The following is a 16,206-nucleotide window of genomic DNA, read 5'->3' as shown; positions in this document are numbered from 1 at the left end:
AGCGCCGAATGCGCAGTACCTAACGAAGACGGTAAAAAGCATGAATCTTCACGAGTATCAGGGTAAGCAGCTGTTCGCTGAATACGGCCTGCCAGTTTCCACTGGTTTCGCAGTAGACACCCCGGAAGCAGCAGCAGAAGCTTGCGACAAAATCGGCGGCAACGAGTGGGTTGTCAAAGCCCAGGTTCACGCCGGTGGTCGCGGTAAAGCGGGCGGCGTCAAGCTGGTTCGCAGCAAAGAAGACGCCAAAGCCTTCGCACAGCAGTGGCTGGGCAAGCGTCTGGTGACTTACCAGACTGACGCCAACGGCCAGCCAGTCACCAAGATCCTGGTTGAATCGTGCACTGATATCGCTAAAGAGCTGTACCTGGGCGCTGTCGTTGACCGTTCGAGCCGTCGCATCGTGTTCATGGCCTCCACCGAAGGTGGCGTGGACATCGAGAAAATCGCTCACGACACTCCAGAAAAAATTCTGAAAGCCACTATCGATCCACTGGTTGGCGCTCAGCCATTCCAGGGTCGCGAGCTGGCATTCCAGCTGGGTCTGGAAGGCAAGCAGGTTGCTCAGTTCGCCAAGATCTTCGTAGGTCTGGCCAAGCTGTTCAAGGATCACGACCTGGCTCTGCTGGAAGTGAACCCGCTGGTGATCAAGGCTGATGGCGATCTGCACTGCCTGGATGCCAAGATCAACATCGACGCCAACGCAATGTACCGTCAGCCCAAGCTGAAGACTTTCCACGATCCGTCGCAGGACGATCCGCGCGAAGCGCACGCTGCCAAGTTCGAACTGAACTACGTAGCGCTGGAAGGCAACATCGGCTGCATGGTGAACGGTGCCGGCCTGGCCATGGGTACCATGGACATCGTCAACCTGCACGGCGGCAAGCCAGCCAACTTCCTCGACGTAGGCGGTGGTGCTACCAAAGAACGCGTAACCGAAGCTTTCAAAATCATTCTGTCCGACAGCAATGTCGCTGCAGTACTGGTTAACATCTTCGGCGGCATCGTTCGTTGCGACATGATTGCCGAAGGCATCATCGGTGCAGTGAAAGAAGTCGGCGTGAAAATCCCGGTTGTTGTTCGTCTTGAAGGCAACAACGCTGAACTGGGCGCTAAAGTACTGGCAGAAAGCGGTTTGAACATCATCGCTGCTACCAGCCTGACCGACGCTGCTCAACAAGTCGTTAAAGCTGCGGAGGGCAAGTAATGAGCGTCCTGATCAATAAAGACACCAAAGTAATCTGCCAGGGCTTCACCGGTGCGCAGGGTACTTTCCACTCCGAACAAGCCATTGCCTACGGCACCAAAATGGTTGGCGGCGTGACTCCAGGCAAAGGTGGCACCACCCACCTGAACCTGCCAGTGTTCAACACCGTGAAAGAAGCTGTAGAAGCCACTGGCGCCACCGCCAGCGTGATCTACGTTCCGGCTCCTTTCTGCAAGGACTCGATCCTGGAAGCAGCTTTCGGCGGCATCAAGCTGATCGTCTGCATCACCGAAGGCATTCCTACCCTGGACATGCTGGACGCCAAAGTTAAGTGCGACGAGCTGGGTGTTACCCTGATCGGCCCTAACTGCCCAGGCGTGATCACCCCAGGCGAATGCAAGATCGGCATCATGCCAGGTCACATTCACTTGCCAGGCAAGGTCGGTATCGTTTCCCGTTCCGGCACCCTGACCTACGAAGCTGTCAAGCAGACTACTGACGCCGGTTTCGGTCAGTCGACTTGCGTCGGCATCGGTGGTGACCCGATCCCGGGTTCGAATTTCATCGACATCCTGAAGCTGTTCCAGGAAGACCCGAAGACCGAAGCGATCGTCATGATCGGCGAGATCGGCGGTTCGGCTGAAGAAGAAGCGGCTGCCTACATCAAGGCAAACGTGACCAAGCCGGTTGTTTCCTACATCGCTGGTGTGACTGCTCCTCCGGGCAAGCGCATGGGCCATGCCGGCGCAATCATCTCCGGCGGCAAAGGCACTGCAGACGAGAAATTCGCTGCTCTGCAAGACGCAGGCGTGAAAACCGTGCGTTCGCTGGCAGACATCGGCAAGGCCCTGGCCGAGCTGACTGGCTGGGAAGTGAAGAAGTAAGCTTCGGCTGACTTCTCTGCTCCAGCAACAAAGGCCACCTTAGGGTGGCCTTTGTCGTTTCTGGCGTTCGGGTGGACGATGGCAATTTATAAGCACTCACCCAATAACATGCAAAAACGCGACACAGAAACGTCGCGTATCGGATAGTTCGCCCTCTAACAGTGCGTTTGTCGGGCAAATTCGTTAGGCTAGCCGCCATTTTGCGTCTGCCGCCCACAAGGCATGCAACGCGCTAAACGGGTCAGTCTTATACGGATTGACAGCATTTCCCTAACCCCACAGGGAAATCCCCCTCTAAATTCCGATTCAGTAGTGTGGTATTTCCTTAATGAAAGTTTTGAAAGGTCAGGACATCCTGGCACTTGGCTTTATGACATTCGCCCTGTTCGTCGGGGCCGGCAACATCATCTTCCCGCCTATCGTCGGTTTGCAGTCCGGGCCAAACGTCTGGATGGCGGCGCTGGGTTTCCTGATCACGGCGGTCGGTTTGCCGGTGGTCACCGTGGTCGCACTGGCCAAGGTCGGTGGCGCAATGGACGCCCTGAGCAGCCCGATCGGCAAGATCGCTGGTGGTGTACTGGCTGCAGCGTGCTATCTCGCGGTCGGCCCGTTGTTCGCAACGCCGCGTACCGCGACCGTTTCCTTTGAAGTGGGTTTGGCGCCGCTGACCGGCGAAAGCCCGCTGGCACTATTCCTCTACAGTTCGGTGTACTTCCTGCTGGTGTTCTTCATTTCGCTCTACCCTGGGCGTCTGCTGGACACCGTCGGTCGCTTCCTCGCGCCGCTGAAGATCATCGCCCTGGCTGTGCTCGGCATCGCTGCGTTCGCACTGCCGGCCGGTGATATCGGTGTGGCTACCCCGGAATATGTCGCAGCACCGTTCTCCCAAGGGTTCATCAATGGTTACCTGACCATGGATACCCTGGGCGCACTGGTATTCGGTATCGTCATCGTCAACGCGATCCGCTCCCGTGGCGTCGAGTCGCCGGCGCTGATCACCCGTTACGCGATCATCGCCGGGCTGATTGCCGGTGTCGGTCTGGCGCTGGTGTATGTCAGCCTGTTCCGTCTGGGTTCCGGCAGCCATGAAGTGGCGGCGGGCGCGACCAACGGCGCGGCGGTGCTGCACGCTTACGTGCAACACACCTTCGGTTCGCTGGGCAGTGGCTTCCTTGCCGTGCTGATCTCCCTGGCGTGCCTGGTGACCGCTGTCGGCCTGACCTGCGCCTGTGCCGAATACTTCAGCCGCGTACTGCCGCTGTCGTACAAGACCCTGGTGATCATCCTGGCGGCGTTCTCGCTGCTGGTGTCCAACCTGGGCCTGACCAAGCTGATCGCGTTCTCGATCCCGGTGCTGACCGCAATCTACCCGCCGTGCATCGTGCTGGTGGCGCTGAGCTTCTGTGCAGCGTTCTGGCATGAGCAGAGCCGCATCATGGGCCCGGTGATGCTGGTGTCGTTCGTGTTCGGCACCATCGATGCGTTGAAAGGCGCCGGTCTGGCGGACTGGATGCCATCGCAATTGGCCCACCTGCCGCTGAGCGAGCAAGGTCTGGCGTGGCTGGTGCCGTGCGTGATGACCCTGGTGGTTGCCGTGGTTTGCGACCGCCTGCTGGGCAAGCGCGCCGAAGCACTCGCCTAAGATTGCCGGGCCGCCACGAGCGGCTGCCGAGCGATTAAACAGAAATGCCCCGTATCAATCGATACGGGGCATTTTTTATGGGCTTCAGGCAGTGTCTTTTTCCCTCGACTAACGTCGAAGGGGAGCCGAAATCTTCATCACAGGGAATTGCATGTCGTTCATCCAAGCCAACCTGATCCACCTGCTGGCCGCGCTCTGGTTTGTCATCTGCTGGGGCGGTTACACCCGTTATGCCACCTGGAAGGCCCGTGACACCGCGTGCCTGGCCAGCGTGCTGCATCTGTACCGCGAAGACTGGATGCGCCGCATGCTGCTGCGTGACAACCGTATTGCCGACGCCAGCGTGATCGGCAACCTGGAGCGCAACGCCTCGTTCTTCGCCTCCAGCACGCTGATTATCCTGGCGGGCATCCTGACCGTGCTCGGCGCGTCCGAGCGCGCGGTGTCGCTGCTGGCGGACATTCCGATGGTGCAACAGGCCTCGCAGGGCATGTCGGAGATCAAGTTGCTGTGCCTGGCGCTGGTGTTTGTCTATGCCTTCTTCACTTTCAGCTGGTGCATGCGCCAGTACAACTTCGCCGCCATTCTGGTCGGCTCGGCCCCGATGATCGGTGAGCGGCAAGTGTCGGAGCAGGAGCGCAAGGCGTTCGCCTCGCGGGCGGCTCGAGTGATTTCGATGGCGGCCAACCAGTTCAACTTCGGTCTGCGTTCCTATTACTTCGGCATGAGCATGCTGGCGTGGTTCGTCAGCCCGTGGCTGTTCATGTTGATGAGCGCCGGTGTGGTGCTGGTGTTGTATCGCCGGGAGTTTCATTCCGACGTGCTCGATGTAATGGTCTATACCCCTACAGAGGCGCCATTGCCCGAAGCGAACAAAGAGGCCGCTTGATGAGTATTCCGTTCTGGTGTGTGTTTATCAGTGCATTGTTGATCTACGTGGCGCGGATGCCGGTCGGCAAGGCCATGAAAGAGCAGGGCGGTTACAACAACCATCTGCCGCGTCAGCAACAGGCGCAGCTTACCGGTTACGGCGCCCGTGCGCTGGCGGCGCATCAGAACAGCATCGAAGCGTTCATCCTGTTTGCGGTTGGCGTGCTGATGGCGCATACCACGCAGACGGCGGGATGGCTGATCGATACATTGGCGATCATCTTCGTGATCTCACGGATTTTCTATTTGTGGTTTTATCTGGCGGATATTCCAAAATTGCGCAGTCTGGTCTGGCTGGTCGGCTTAGTGTGTTCATTGTTGCTGATGATTAGTCCGACTTTTAGAACAGTCTTGCTCTAAGACGGCACTGGCAAAAAATGACAGGCAAAAGAAAACCCGCACTTGGCGGGTTTTCTTTTTTGCCAGCCAGAAGCGGCTTATTGCTTCTTGGCAGCTTCTTCTTGCGCTGCAGCGTTCGATTCGGCCTGAGCTTTGGCAGCTTCGGCGTTTTCTTTCGCTGCGTCGTTCACTTTATCCTGAGCTTTGTTCATGTCTTGCTGAGCTTGTTCAGCATGTTGGTTGGCATCTTGAGCTTTGTCCTCGGATTTTTTATCGCAGGCAGCGAGACCGAGGGAAGCGGTCAACATCAAGGCAATAGCTAAAGTCTTACGCATGGGGTGTTTCTCCTTATGGAAAATAACTACTGGCCTTAAGAGCTCAGGCCCAAGGCTTAAGTTCCTCATTTCTTTCAGATATATAAGTTTGTTTTGCAATGGAACTTTTGCTGTTCTTTCCACTACTGGGAATGACGACTAACAAGAGTAATTATCAAATGGCCGAAAACCCCGTTTTTGAGCGTGCGACACGGTTTCTCTCGGCCTTGCGCCACTGTCAGGTGCTGGGATTGAAGGTGCACAGCGCAAGTAGCGAAGGCCTGACGGTGGTGCTGCCGTACAGTGAGCAAATCGTCGGCAACCCGCTGACTGGCGTCATCCACGGCGGGGCGATCACGTCGCTGATGGACACCGCGTGCGGCATGTCGACCCTGTGCGTCCTGCCGGAATTCGAAGTCTGCCCGACCCTCGATCTGCGCATCGACTACATGCACGCCGCCGAGCCGCATAAAGACGTCTATGGCTTCGCCCAATGTTATCGAGTCACCACCGATGTGATCTTCGCTCGCGGCTTCGCCTATCAGGATGATCCCGAGCAACCGATTGCCCACGTCGTCGGCACCTTCATGCGCATGGGCAAGGGCCTTAAAGGCACCAAAGGCTTCGGTGGCGCGATCAAGGGAGAAAACCCATGAGCGATGATTTCAAGCAGCAATTGCAAGAAGCCCACGAGAAGGGTGACTACGCGCCGCTGCTGAAACTGATCCCCTACGCCGGGCTTATCGGCGTCGAGTGTTCGCGGGTCGGTGATGACTTGCTGTTCAAGCTGCCGGCCAACAAGGACAACATTGGTAACCCTTTATTGCCGGCGATCCACGGCGGGGTGATTGCCGGGTTCATGGAGCTGTCCGCCGCCCTGCACCTGCTGATTTTCACCGGCGCGCCGGGTGTGCCGAAGATTATCGATTTCTCCCTCGATTACCTGCGGGCCGGGCAGTTTCGCGACACCTGGGCCCGGTGTCAGGTCTGCCGTCAGGGCCGGCGGGTGGCCAACGTCGCGGTCACGGCGTGGCAAAGCACCGAAAGCGAACCGATTGCCACTGCCCGCGCGCACTTCAAAATCGATGAGCCCTTGAAATCCTGAAGCACGCCCCCAACTCACAGAACAACCCGCCGCCGACCAGCAAGGTCGCGGCCAATGCCATCTGATTGGAGTTTGATGACCATGAGTGTGGAAACTCAAAAGGAAACCCTGGGCTTCCAGACCGAGGTGAAGCAACTGCTGCACCTCATGATCCATTCGCTGTATTCCAACAAGGAAATCTTCCTTCGCGAATTGATCTCGAACGCCTCTGACGCCGTCGACAAATTGCGCTTCGAAGCCCTGGCCAAGCCTGAGTTGCTCGAAGGTGGCGATGAACTGAAAATCCGTGTGAGCTTCGACAAGGACGCCAAGACCGTCACCCTCGAAGACAACGGCATCGGCATGAACCGTGACGATGTGATCACCCACCTGGGTACCATCGCCAAATCCGGCACCGCCGATTTCATGAAAAACCTGTCCGGCGATCAGAAGAAGGATTCGCACCTGATCGGTCAGTTCGGTGTGGGCTTCTACTCGGCCTTCATCGTCGCTGACAAAGTTGACGTGTACAGCCGTCGCGCCGGCACCGCCGCCAGCGAAGGCGTGCACTGGTCGTCGAAAGGCGAGGGCGAATTCGAAGTCGCCACCATCGACAAGCCGGAGCGCGGCACCCGCATCGTTCTGCACCTGAAATCCGGTGAAGACGAGTTCGCCGATGGCTGGCGTCTGCGCAACATCATCAAGAAGTACTCCGACCACATCGCGCTGCCGATCGAGCTGCCGAAAGAAGTGGCCGCTGCCGAAGGCGAAGAGAAGCCTGAAGTTGAATGGGAAACCGTCAACCGCGCCAGCGCTCTGTGGACCCGTCCTCGCACCGAAGTGAAGGACGAGGAATACCAGGAGTTCTACAAACACATCGCCCACGACTTCGAAAATCCGCTGTCGTGGAGCCACAACAAGGTCGAAGGCAAGCTCGAGTACAGCTCGCTGCTGTACGTGCCGGCCCGCGCACCGTTCGATCTGTACCAGCGTGAAGCGCCAAAAGGCCTGAAGCTGTACGTGCAGCGCGTGTTCGTGATGGATCAGGCCGAGTCGTTCCTGCCGCTGTACCTGCGCTTCATCAAAGGCGTGGTCGATTCCAACGACCTGTCGCTGAACGTGTCGCGGGAAATCCTGCAGAAAGACCCGATCATCGACTCGATGAAATCGGCGCTGACCAAGCGCGTGCTGGACATGCTGGAAAAACTGGCGAAGAACGAGCCTGAGCAATACAAGGGCTTCTGGAAAAACTTCGGTCAGGTCATGAAAGAAGGCCCGGCAGAAGATTTCGCCAACAAGGAAAAAATTGCCGGTCTGCTGCGTTTCGCATCGACCAACGGCACCGATGGCGAGCAGATCGTCGGTCTGGCCGAGTACCTGGCGCGCGCCAAGGAAGGTCAGGACAAGATCTACTACCTCACCGGCGAAACCTACGCGCAGGTCAAGAACAGCCCGCACCTGGAAGTCTTCCGCAAGAAAGGCATCGAAGTGCTGCTGCTGACCGACCGTATCGACGAGTGGCTGATGAGCTACCTCAGCGAATTCGACGGCAAGACGTTTGTCGACGTCGCGCGCGGTGACCTGGACCTGGGCAACCTGGACTCGGAAGAGGACAAGAAGGCCGCAGAAGAAGTCGCCAAGTCGAAAGAAGGTCTGGTCGAGCGTCTGAAAACCGCACTGGGCGATTCCGTTGCCGAAGTCCGGGTTTCCCATCGCCTGACCGATTCGCCGGCCATCCTGGCGATTGGCGAGCAGGACCTGGGTCTGCAAATGCGTCAGATCCTCGAAGCCAGCGGGCAAAAGGTGCCGGATTCGAAGCCGATCTTCGAATTCAACCCGAGCCACCCGCTGATCGAGAAGCTCGACAACGAGGCCAGCGAAGATCGCTTCAGCGACCTGTCGCACATCCTCTTCGACCAGGCCGCCCTGGCGGCGGGCGACAGCTTGAAAGACCCGGCCGCTTACGTGAAGCGTCTGAACAAGCTGCTGGTTGAACTGTCGGTTTAACCAAGCTGCAGAAAAACCCGCTTCGGCGGGTTTTTTCATTCTGGTGTTCAACCAATCAGGAGTCAGAAATGAGCCAAGTCACTGTACGTTCCGTGGTCTATCAGATTGACGGCCAGCCTTATGAAGGTCGCCTGGCGTTCGACGCCGAGCACAAAGGCGCGCGTCCGGGTCTGTTGATGGCGCCGAACTGGATGGGTGTCAGCGCTGGCGCTGAAGAGATCGCCAAATCGGTGGCGGCCAAGGGTTATGTGGTGCTGATCGCTGACGTGTACGGCCAGGCGGTGCGTCCGCAGAATGCCGATCAGGCCGGTGCGGCGATGATGCCGCTGAAGGACGACCGCGCGCTGCTGCGCAAGCGTATGCAGGCCGCGTTCGAACAATTGCAGAAGCAGGGCGAGGCGGCGGTCGATACCTCGAAACTGGCGGTGTTCGGCTTCTGCTTCGGCGGTTGCTGTGCGCTGGATCTGGCCCGCACCGGTGCGCCGGTGAAAGCGGCGGTGTCGTTCCACGGCACGCTGGATTCGCCGAACCCGGCGGACGCGAAGAACATCAAGGGCTCGGTGCTGGTGCTGCACGGTGCTTCCGATCCGCTGGTGCCGAAAGAGCAGTTGCCGGCATTCGAAGACGAGATGAACGCTGCTGGTGTGGACTGGCAGTTGCTGAGCTACGGCGGCGCGGTGCACTCGTTCACCGATCCGCACGCCAATGTGCCGGGCAAGATGATGTACGACGCGAAGACCGCAGCGCGTGCGTTCAAGTCGATGCATGACTTGCTGGAAGAAGTGTTCAAGGGCTGAAGCCTAAGAGCAAAAGCCCCTCACCCTAACCCTCTCCCAGAGGGAGAGGGGACTGACCGTAAGTTTCTCGAGAGTTGCATCGACCTGAAAGTGAATCACCGAATCCATAATCGACTCGGTGTTTCAGGTCGATGTATGACATAAGACACCTCGGTCGGCTCCCTCTCCTCCTGGGAGAGGGCTGGGGTGAGGGCAGGCGGTTTAACGCGGTAATTCAATCCGCTCGACTTCCCCCGGCACGGTCGGCCAATCCCCGGCCGCCCACTTGCGCCGCGCTTCATCGATCGCCGCCGGATCGCTCGCGACAAAATTCCAGTTGATCCTCCGTGGCCCGTCCAGTGGCGCACCGCCGAACAACACCGCGTGGCTGTCGCTCTCGGCAAACAGGCTCATCTCTTCCCCGGTCGGCAACACCACCAGTGCATGGGGTTCGACCGCTTCGCCATTCAGCTGCACATCACCACTCAACACGTACAGCGCCCGCTCTTCATGCTCGGTCGGGATCAGCAGTGTGGTCGCGGTCTGCATCTTCAGTTCGGCATAAAGCGTAGGAGAAAGCACTGGCACCGGTGATTCCAGGCAAAAGCCTGACCCGGCGATCATGCGGATCTGCACGCCGAGGTTATCGCTGACCGGCAACGTGGAGGCCGGGTGGTGGCTGTAATGCCCCGGGCCTTGTTCGTGATCTTTAGGCGAGGCGAGCCAGATTTGCAGGCCGTGCATCTTGAAGCTTTGTTCCCACAGCGGTTCGGGCGTGCGCTCGACGTGAGCGATCGCGGTGCCGGCGGTCATCCAGCTGACATCGCCGGCGCTGACCACCTGATCCGAACCCAGGCTGTCCTTGTGCTGGATCTGCCCGTCGAACAAATACGTAAGGGTCGACAGACCGATGTGCGGATGCTGTCGGATGTTCATGCCTTTGCCCGCCGGATAAACCGTTTCGAGCATGTGGTCGAAAAACACGAAAGGCCCGACGCTGCGGCATTTGGCTGACGGCAGCGGGCGCAAGATCGGCTGGCCCTCGACGTCTTCGGCGCGCGGGCGGATGATCAGGGGTTGGGTGTCCATGGTCCATTCCAGGCTGGGCGGGTGATGCGTGGAGCATAACCCGCCGGTGTCGTCGTGGTGATTACTGACTGTCGAAGCCGACTGGCGCGTGGGTTTCGATGGTGACTTCGCTGGTGGTCATCAGCTTGTGGATCGGGCAGCGATCGGCGACGCGCAGCAGTTCTTCGCGCTGGGCATCGGTGAGCACGCCTTTGAGGGTGAGGGTCACGTGCAGCGCGTACTTGCCTTTCTGTTCCTGGCTGTTGTCGCGTTTGACCTCAACGCCGACGCCGGTCAGCGGGATGTCCTTTTTCTTCGCGTACAGCTTCAGGGTCAGAGCCTTGCAGGCGCCGAGGGCGGCGTCGAAGTAATCGTGCGGCTCCGGAGCCGAGCCTTCGCCGCCGGCGGTCGTCGGGACGTCTGTAAACAGCTCATGCTCATCGATCTGTACGGTGTGGCGAAAACCTTCGGCGGACACGGTATTGACGGTAACGGTCATGTGAACCTCGCAAGCTGTAGGAAAAGGGATTCGATCAAAAAAGACCTTGCAGGTATAGAGCATTTCCCACACAGGCACGTTCCACTTTCTTGCCGGGTGAACCCTCATTGCCCGGCGAGGGTCTAGGCTATGCCTGTCTGCCGGAGAATGCTTGTGTCCGTGTTTCGTTTGAGCCTTGCCTGCCTGATGGCTTTCACCGGCGCCGCCAGTGCCCGGGAATACACCTACAGTGACGCGCACCTGCATTACGTGGATTTTTTCCAGGAAACCGCCGGCATGCCGAAATTGCTGACGGCCATGAAGGAAAACTCCATCGAGCACGTGATGATTTCCGGCATTCCCGTGGCGAAGAAATGGCACGAAGACGAGCCGAAGCGCCCGCGTTATTACGCTGGCGATGATGCCGATGCCTATTGGTACAGCGCGACTGACGTGATCGTCGCCGACGCGGTGCAGAAGCTGACACCTGAGCAACGCCAGTACTTTCACCCGTTTCTTTCAGGCTTCAACCCCAACGACAAGAACTCTGCCGCACACATCCAGCGCATGCTCGATCTGTATCCCGGCTTGTGGCAGGGCATCGGCGAGGTCTTCACCCGTCACGACGACCTCACCGCACTGACCTCCGGCGATACGCCGCGTGCCAATAACGAAGCCATGACCCGCATCTATCACCTGGCCGCCGAGCACGATCTGCCGGTGATGCTGCATTCCAACATCACCTCCAAGCGTGAGAAGAATCCGCTGTACCTGAAGGAAATCGAAGAGCCGCTGCGTAATCATCCGCACACCCGGTTTATCTGGGCGCATGCCGGCACCAGTGCTGAAATCCATCGTCATCAGACGCAGCTGGATTTTCTGCTGCCGACCCTTACCCGAATGCTGGAGGCGTATCCGAACCTGTTCATCGATCTGTCGTGGAGCCTGCTGACGCCTTATCTGCTGGACGAAAAGAGCCAGCCGCGAGCCGAGTGGGTGCAATTGGTGGAGCGCTATCCGGATCGCTTCATGATCGGTTCGGACGTGGTCGGGCGATTCAACAAACTCGGCAAGGAAATCCATGGTTTCAAGCCGTTTCTCGACGCCTTGCCTGAGGCGGTCGCGAAAAAAGTCGCACGGGACAACTTCTTGGGGATATTGCCGCGAACAGCGCTCAAGTCCGGCAAAACCGCGCTGAATCGTTAATGCTCCAGGTTCGAAGTATTAAGGCCTTTTGATATCACGTTTTGGTCTTACGCAATTTTCCAAAGGGCCGATACCTTCTAGAGCAACCAGCTGCAGTGTTGATGCAGCGCTTTTGGAAGGAACCAGAGCAATGAGTATCCGTAGTCTCAATATTGCGCCCCGAGCCGGGCTGGGTTTTGGCGTACTGGCGCTGATGGTGTTTGCCCTTGGCGCGTTTGCCCTGCTGCAGATGTCGAACATGCGCGCGCAATCCGACGAGGTCGACAATAACTGGCTGCCCAGCGTGATGGCGGTGGGCGAGATGAGTCAGGACATGCTGCGCCTGCGTGCGCTGACCATGCGCCTGTTGCTCAATCGCGATCCGCAGGCGCTGGATCAGAATGTGGCCAAGCTCAATGATTTGCGCGGTGTGCTGAGCGAAGCCCAGCAGCGTTACGACATCCTGATCGTATTGCCCGAAGAGCGCGCGCTGTTCGACCGCTTCAAGGTTGCCGAACACAAGTACCTGGAGTTTCAGGCGCAGGTGATGACGTTATCTGCTCAGGGGCGAGTGGAGGAGGCGGCCGCCATTCTCAACGGGCAGATGAGTCCGCTGGCGGATGAGATTGCAGTGACCCTGCGTGAATTGGTCGAACTGAACAAGCACAACGCCAACCTCGCCACAGAGGCCGCACGGCTGGTGTTCACCAGCTCGCGGGTGTGGGTCGGGGTGATGATCGGCATCACTGCGCTGATTACCATCGCGCTGGCGTTATTGCTGACCCGCAGCATCGTGCTGCCGCTGTCGCAATCGCTCAATGTGGCGGAAGTGGTGGCCGGCGGCGATCTGACCGGGGATATCAGCATTTCCGGCAAGGACGAGCCGGCGCGGCTGCTGCACGCGCTCAAGAGCATGCAGCACAACCTGCGTGACACCATCCGCCGGATCTCGGAGTCCTCCAGTCAACTGGCCTCGGCTTCGGAAGAATTGAGCTGTGTTACCGAAGACGCGACGCGGGGGCTGCACCAGCAGAGTCTGGAAATTGAACAGGCGGCCACGGCGGTCAATCAGATGACCGCTGCCGTGGAAGAGGTGGCGAGCAATGCCGTCGCGACTTCCGAGGCCTCCCGTGAATCAGATCGAATTGCCCAGCATGGTCGCGAGCAGGTCCAGCAGACCGTGTCGTCCATCGAGCTGCTGGCGGACGATGTCACCGCCAATGCCGCGCAGGTGGAGGATCTGGCGCAGAAGGTCTACAGCATCAGCAAAGTACTGGATGTGATTCGCTCGATTGCCGAGCAGACCAATCTGCTGGCGTTGAACGCGGCGATCGAGGCTGCGCGGGCGGGGGATGCCGGACGGGGTTTTGCGGTGGTGGCGGACGAAGTGCGGGCGCTGGCCCATCGCACTCAGCAGTCGACGCAGGAAATCGAACAGATGATCGGCGGCATCCAGCAGGGCACCGATTCGGCGGTCAGCTCGATGCAACAGAGCAATGTCCGGGCGCGCTCGACCCTGGAGTTGGCGAAGGCGGCTGGCGTGGCGCTGGAGGAAATTGCTTCGGCGTTCACCTTGATCAACGAGCGCAATCTGGTGATCGCCAGTGCGTCGGAAGAGCAGGCGGCCGTGGCGCGGGAAGTCGATCGCAATCTGATGAACATTCGTGACCTGGCGATGCAGACCTCGGCCGGGGCCAATCAGACCAGCGCTGCGAGTCAGGAGTTGTCGCGGCTGGCGGTGGATCTGAACAGCATGGTCGCCAAGTTCTCGGTTTGATCAGCGTTCGGCAGGCGAAAAAAAGCCCCGCGTTTGCGGGGCTTTTCGTTGAATCAGCTGCCTTTGACCGTCTTGCCATTGACCGTGCCGTCGAGGAGCATGATGTTGTACTCCTTGCCGTCGGTTTCGACCTGTTGCAGGCGAACCAGCAGGTAATCCCAGTCCTTGGCGAACCACAGGACGGTGATGCGCTTGCTTTGTGTCGGATCGCGAACGCGCTCGACCTTGATCGCATCGATCTGGCCGGCCTTGGTTTCGACTTTTTCCGAACCCAGCACGCGGAAGTCGTAGGTATCGACTTCACCATCATCGACCACCTGATAGCTCATGCTTTTCTTGCCGGCGGCCACGTCATGCTGCAGCGCCAGTTGATAGGTGGATTTGTCGACCATGCCGCGGTTGAGCGGGATTTTCACCGCGTCGCCGCGGTCGGTGCCGGTCACCAGCTTGTTGGCCCAGTCGAAGTCCAGGTCAGCCTTTTTCGCCTTGCCCAGACCACCGCGTTCGAAGTGGTAGGACTGTGGCAGCAGGGTGTCCTTGTCCAGGGTCAGGGTGCTTTCCTCGGACAGGCTGGCAATCATCATCGAGGCCTTGAAGCTGAGCTTCCAGACGCCGTTGGCTTCCTTGGTCAGACTGCGTTCGGCAGTGCCGCTCATGGGCAACTGCTTCCAGTCGGCGGTGTAGCTGGCGGAGAACGGTTGAAGGTCTGCCGCCTGGGCAAAAGGCAGGGCGAGCAGAGCGCAAGCGAAGAGCAGGGCGCGACGCATAAAATCTCCTAGTTTCGAATCAAGTGACCGCTGGCCCCGAGTAGCTGGCCATCCAGTAAAGCACCTTGCTCGCCGAGGCTCAGCCGTCCTTCGGCGAACCAGCGTACGGCCATCGGGTAGATCAGGTGTTCCTGAACGTGAACCCGTTGCGCCAGACTTTGCGGCGAATCGTGCAACTCTACCGGTATTACTGCCTGTACGACCAGTGGTCCGCCATCGAGTTCCTCGGTGACGAAGTGCACGGAGCAGCCGTGTTCGGCGTCGCCGGCTTCCAGCGCGCGCTGATGCGTGTGTAACCCTTTGTATTTGGGTAGCAGCGACGGGTGGATATTGAGCAGGCGACCCTGGTAGTGACGGACGAAGTCAGCGCTGAGAATGCGCATGAAGCCGGCCAGTACCACGAGTTTGGGGTTGAATTCGTCGATCAGTTCGATCAGCGCGGTATCGAAGGCCTCGCGGCCCTCGAATCCCTTGTGATCCAGCGAGCGGGTGGCGATACCCGCGTCACTGGCGCGTTGCAGGCCGTAGGCGTCGGCGCGGTTGGAAATCACCGCAGCGATGCGGACCGGGCTGTCGCCGGTCCGCGTGCTGTCGATCAGGGCCTGCAAGTTACTGCCGGTGCCGGACAACAGCACCACGACATCACAGGTCTGGGACATCAGTGAGCCTTGAGGTTCTTCAGTTCGACCTGAGCCGCGCCTTCGGCAGCGACAGCGATCTGACCGATGACCCAAGGCTGCTCGCCGGCGTCACGCAGGGTGTTCAGGGCCACTTCAACGTGTTCCTGAGCTACGCAGATCACCATGCCCACGCCGCAGTTCAGCACGCGGTGCATTTCGGTTTCGTCGACGTTGCCTTTCTCTTGCAGCCAGTCGAAGACGGCCGGGCGGTTCCAGCTGGCCACGTCAACCACGGCTTGAGCGCCTTTTGGCAGAACGCGCGGGATGTTGTCCAGCAGGCCGCCACCGGTGATGTGGGCCATGGCCTTGACGGCGCCGGTGTCCTTGATCAGCTTGAGCAGCGGCTTCACGTAGATGCGGGTCGGGGCCATCAGCAGTTCGGTCAGTGGCTTGCCGTCGAGCTGAACGGTTTCGATGTCGGCACCGGACACTTCGATGATCTTGCGGATCAGCGAGTAGCCGTTGGAGTGCGGACCGGACGATGGCAGGGCGATCAGGGCGTCACCGGTGGCGACTTTCGAGCCGTCGATGATTTCGGCTTTTTCCACGACACCGACGCAGAAACCGGCCAGGTCGTAGTCTTCGCCTTCGTACATGCCAGGCATTTCAGCGGTTTCGCCGCCGACCAGCGAGCAGCCAGCCAGTTCGCAGCCTGCACCGATACCGGTGACCACAGTGGCGGCCACGTCGACGTTCAGCTTGCCGGTGGCGTAGTAGTCGAGGAAGAACAGCGGCTCGGCGCCGCACACCACCAGATCGTTGACGCACATGGCGACCAGGTCCTGGCCGATGCTGTCGTGCTTGTTCAGGTTAAGCGCCAGGCGCAGCTTGGTGCCCACGCCGTCAGTACCGGAAACCAGCACCGGCTGTTTGTAACCGGCCGGGATCTCGCAGAGGGCGCCGAAACCGCCCAGGCCGCCCATGACTTCCGGGCGCGCAGTGCGCTTGGCGACGCTCTTGATGCGTTCGACCAATGCTTCACCGGCGTCGATGTCTACACCGGCGTCCTTGTAGCTCAGGGAGGGTTGCTTGCTCATGATCCAGGCCTTTAGGGGAGGGGATTCAGGG

At 59.2% G+C, this 16,206-nt stretch carries 17 protein-coding genes; 11 read left to right on the top strand and 6 right to left on the bottom strand.

The features are described from left to right. The first annotated feature begins 40 nt into the window (after positions 1 to 40). The 5 genes from sucC (at position 41) to L6D82_RS12140 (ending at position 5,023) form a co-directional block, all read left to right on the top strand. Positions 41 to 1,207: an ADP-forming succinate--CoA ligase subunit beta gene (sucC, locus tag L6D82_RS12160; RefSeq protein ID WP_007959029.1), complete on the top strand. Its 1,167-nt coding sequence runs from the start codon at positions 41 to 43 to the stop codon at positions 1,205 to 1,207. Next, positions 1,207 to 2,091, top strand: a complete 885-nt coding sequence (gene sucD, locus L6D82_RS12155) for a succinate--CoA ligase subunit alpha (protein ID WP_011333119.1) — start codon at positions 1,207 to 1,209, stop codon at positions 2,089 to 2,091. Before sucC ends, sucD begins: the two co-directional genes overlap by 1 nt. 328 nt (positions 2,092 to 2,419) lie before the next feature. Then, positions 2,420 to 3,733, top strand: a complete 1,314-nt coding sequence (gene brnQ, locus L6D82_RS12150) for a branched-chain amino acid transport system II carrier protein (protein WP_007959023.1) — start codon at positions 2,420 to 2,422, stop codon at positions 3,731 to 3,733. A gap of 151 nt (positions 3,734 to 3,884) precedes the next feature. Then, positions 3,885 to 4,622, top strand: coding sequence for a DUF599 domain-containing protein (locus L6D82_RS12145; protein WP_085608854.1), 738 nt, complete (start codon positions 3,885 to 3,887; stop codon positions 4,620 to 4,622). Beyond that, positions 4,622 to 5,023 (top strand): MAPEG family protein, encoded by a 402-nt coding sequence (locus L6D82_RS12140; RefSeq protein WP_064594489.1) that lies wholly within the window; start codon positions 4,622 to 4,624, stop codon positions 5,021 to 5,023. Before L6D82_RS12145 ends, L6D82_RS12140 begins: the two co-directional genes overlap by 1 nt. Positions 5,024 to 5,100: 77 nt before the next feature. Here L6D82_RS12140 and L6D82_RS12135 read toward each other — a convergent pair whose 3' ends face one another. Then, on the bottom strand, positions 5,101 to 5,337 hold the full coding sequence (locus L6D82_RS12135) for a hypothetical protein (protein ID WP_007959016.1): 237 nt from the start codon (positions 5,335 to 5,337) through the stop codon (positions 5,101 to 5,103). A gap of 158 nt (positions 5,338 to 5,495) precedes the next feature. Here L6D82_RS12135 and L6D82_RS12130 point away from each other — a divergent pair, with 158 nt between their 5' ends. From L6D82_RS12130 to L6D82_RS12115, 4 genes are all read left to right on the top strand, one after another. After that, positions 5,496 to 5,972 carry a PaaI family thioesterase gene (locus tag L6D82_RS12130; protein WP_085747077.1) on the top strand — a complete coding sequence of 159 codons (477 nt, stop codon included), beginning with the start codon at positions 5,496 to 5,498 and terminating at the stop codon, positions 5,970 to 5,972. Next, entirely contained in the window at positions 5,969 to 6,421 is a 453-nt protein-coding gene (locus tag L6D82_RS12125) for a PaaI family thioesterase (protein WP_007959014.1), read from the top strand. Before L6D82_RS12130 ends, L6D82_RS12125 begins: the two co-directional genes overlap by 4 nt. An 81-nt stretch (positions 6,422 to 6,502) precedes the next feature. Next, on the top strand, positions 6,503 to 8,407 hold the full coding sequence (gene htpG, locus L6D82_RS12120; RefSeq protein WP_102718433.1) for a molecular chaperone HtpG: 1,905 nt from the start codon (positions 6,503 to 6,505) through the stop codon (positions 8,405 to 8,407). Positions 8,408 to 8,475: 68 nt separating this feature from the next. Continuing rightward, a complete protein-coding gene (locus L6D82_RS12115) occupies positions 8,476 to 9,204 on the top strand; it encodes a dienelactone hydrolase family protein (RefSeq protein WP_085747076.1) in 729 nt (242 codons plus the stop codon). Positions 9,205 to 9,405: 201 nt separating this feature from the next. On the opposite strand, the gene L6D82_RS12110 is transcribed toward L6D82_RS12115, so the two are convergent. Together L6D82_RS12110 and L6D82_RS12105 are read right to left on the bottom strand one after the other, a co-directional pair. Next, on the bottom strand, positions 9,406 to 10,272 hold the full coding sequence (locus tag L6D82_RS12110) for a pirin family protein (protein ID WP_085747075.1): 867 nt from the start codon (positions 10,270 to 10,272) through the stop codon (positions 9,406 to 9,408). A 61-nt stretch (positions 10,273 to 10,333) separates the two neighbouring features. Then, complete coding sequence (locus L6D82_RS12105) at positions 10,334 to 10,750, bottom strand: OsmC family protein (protein WP_039769799.1); 417 nt, start codon at positions 10,748 to 10,750, stop codon at positions 10,334 to 10,336. A gap of 147 nt (positions 10,751 to 10,897) precedes the next feature. Here L6D82_RS12105 and L6D82_RS12100 point away from each other — a divergent pair, with 147 nt between their 5' ends. Together L6D82_RS12100 and L6D82_RS12095 are read left to right on the top strand one after the other, a co-directional pair. After that, positions 10,898 to 11,935: an amidohydrolase family protein gene (locus L6D82_RS12100; RefSeq protein WP_373870904.1), complete on the top strand. Its 1,038-nt coding sequence runs from the start codon at positions 10,898 to 10,900 to the stop codon at positions 11,933 to 11,935. A gap of 130 nt (positions 11,936 to 12,065) precedes the next feature. Continuing rightward, positions 12,066 to 13,691: a methyl-accepting chemotaxis protein gene (locus tag L6D82_RS12095; protein ID WP_085747073.1), complete on the top strand. Its 1,626-nt coding sequence runs from the start codon at positions 12,066 to 12,068 to the stop codon at positions 13,689 to 13,691. A 53-nt stretch (positions 13,692 to 13,744) separates the two neighbouring features. Here the strand turns inward: L6D82_RS12095 and L6D82_RS12090 are convergent, their stop codons facing one another. Genes L6D82_RS12090 through purM form a run of 3 tightly spaced genes read right to left on the bottom strand, consistent with a single transcriptional unit; the run spans position 13,745 to position 16,175 of the window. Then, positions 13,745 to 14,458, bottom strand: a complete 714-nt coding sequence (locus L6D82_RS12090; protein WP_085747072.1) for a DUF3108 domain-containing protein — start codon at positions 14,456 to 14,458, stop codon at positions 13,745 to 13,747. A gap of 8 nt (positions 14,459 to 14,466) precedes the next feature. Continuing rightward, positions 14,467 to 15,117 carry a phosphoribosylglycinamide formyltransferase gene (purN, locus tag L6D82_RS12085; RefSeq protein ID WP_085608847.1) on the bottom strand — a complete coding sequence of 217 codons (651 nt, stop codon included), beginning with the start codon at positions 15,115 to 15,117 and terminating at the stop codon, positions 14,467 to 14,469. Beyond that, complete coding sequence (gene purM, locus L6D82_RS12080; protein ID WP_007950393.1) at positions 15,117 to 16,175, bottom strand: phosphoribosylformylglycinamidine cyclo-ligase; 1,059 nt, start codon at positions 16,173 to 16,175, stop codon at positions 15,117 to 15,119. Before purM ends, purN begins: the two co-directional genes overlap by 1 nt. Positions 16,176 to 16,206 lie beyond the last annotated feature (31 nt).

The sequence above is a fragment of the Pseudomonas paraglycinae genome (assembly GCF_021601625.1).
In the GTDB taxonomy this organism is placed as follows: domain Bacteria; phylum Pseudomonadota; class Gammaproteobacteria; order Pseudomonadales; family Pseudomonadaceae; genus Aquipseudomonas; species Aquipseudomonas paraglycinae.
This window is presented reverse-complemented; position numbering and strand designations above follow the sequence as displayed.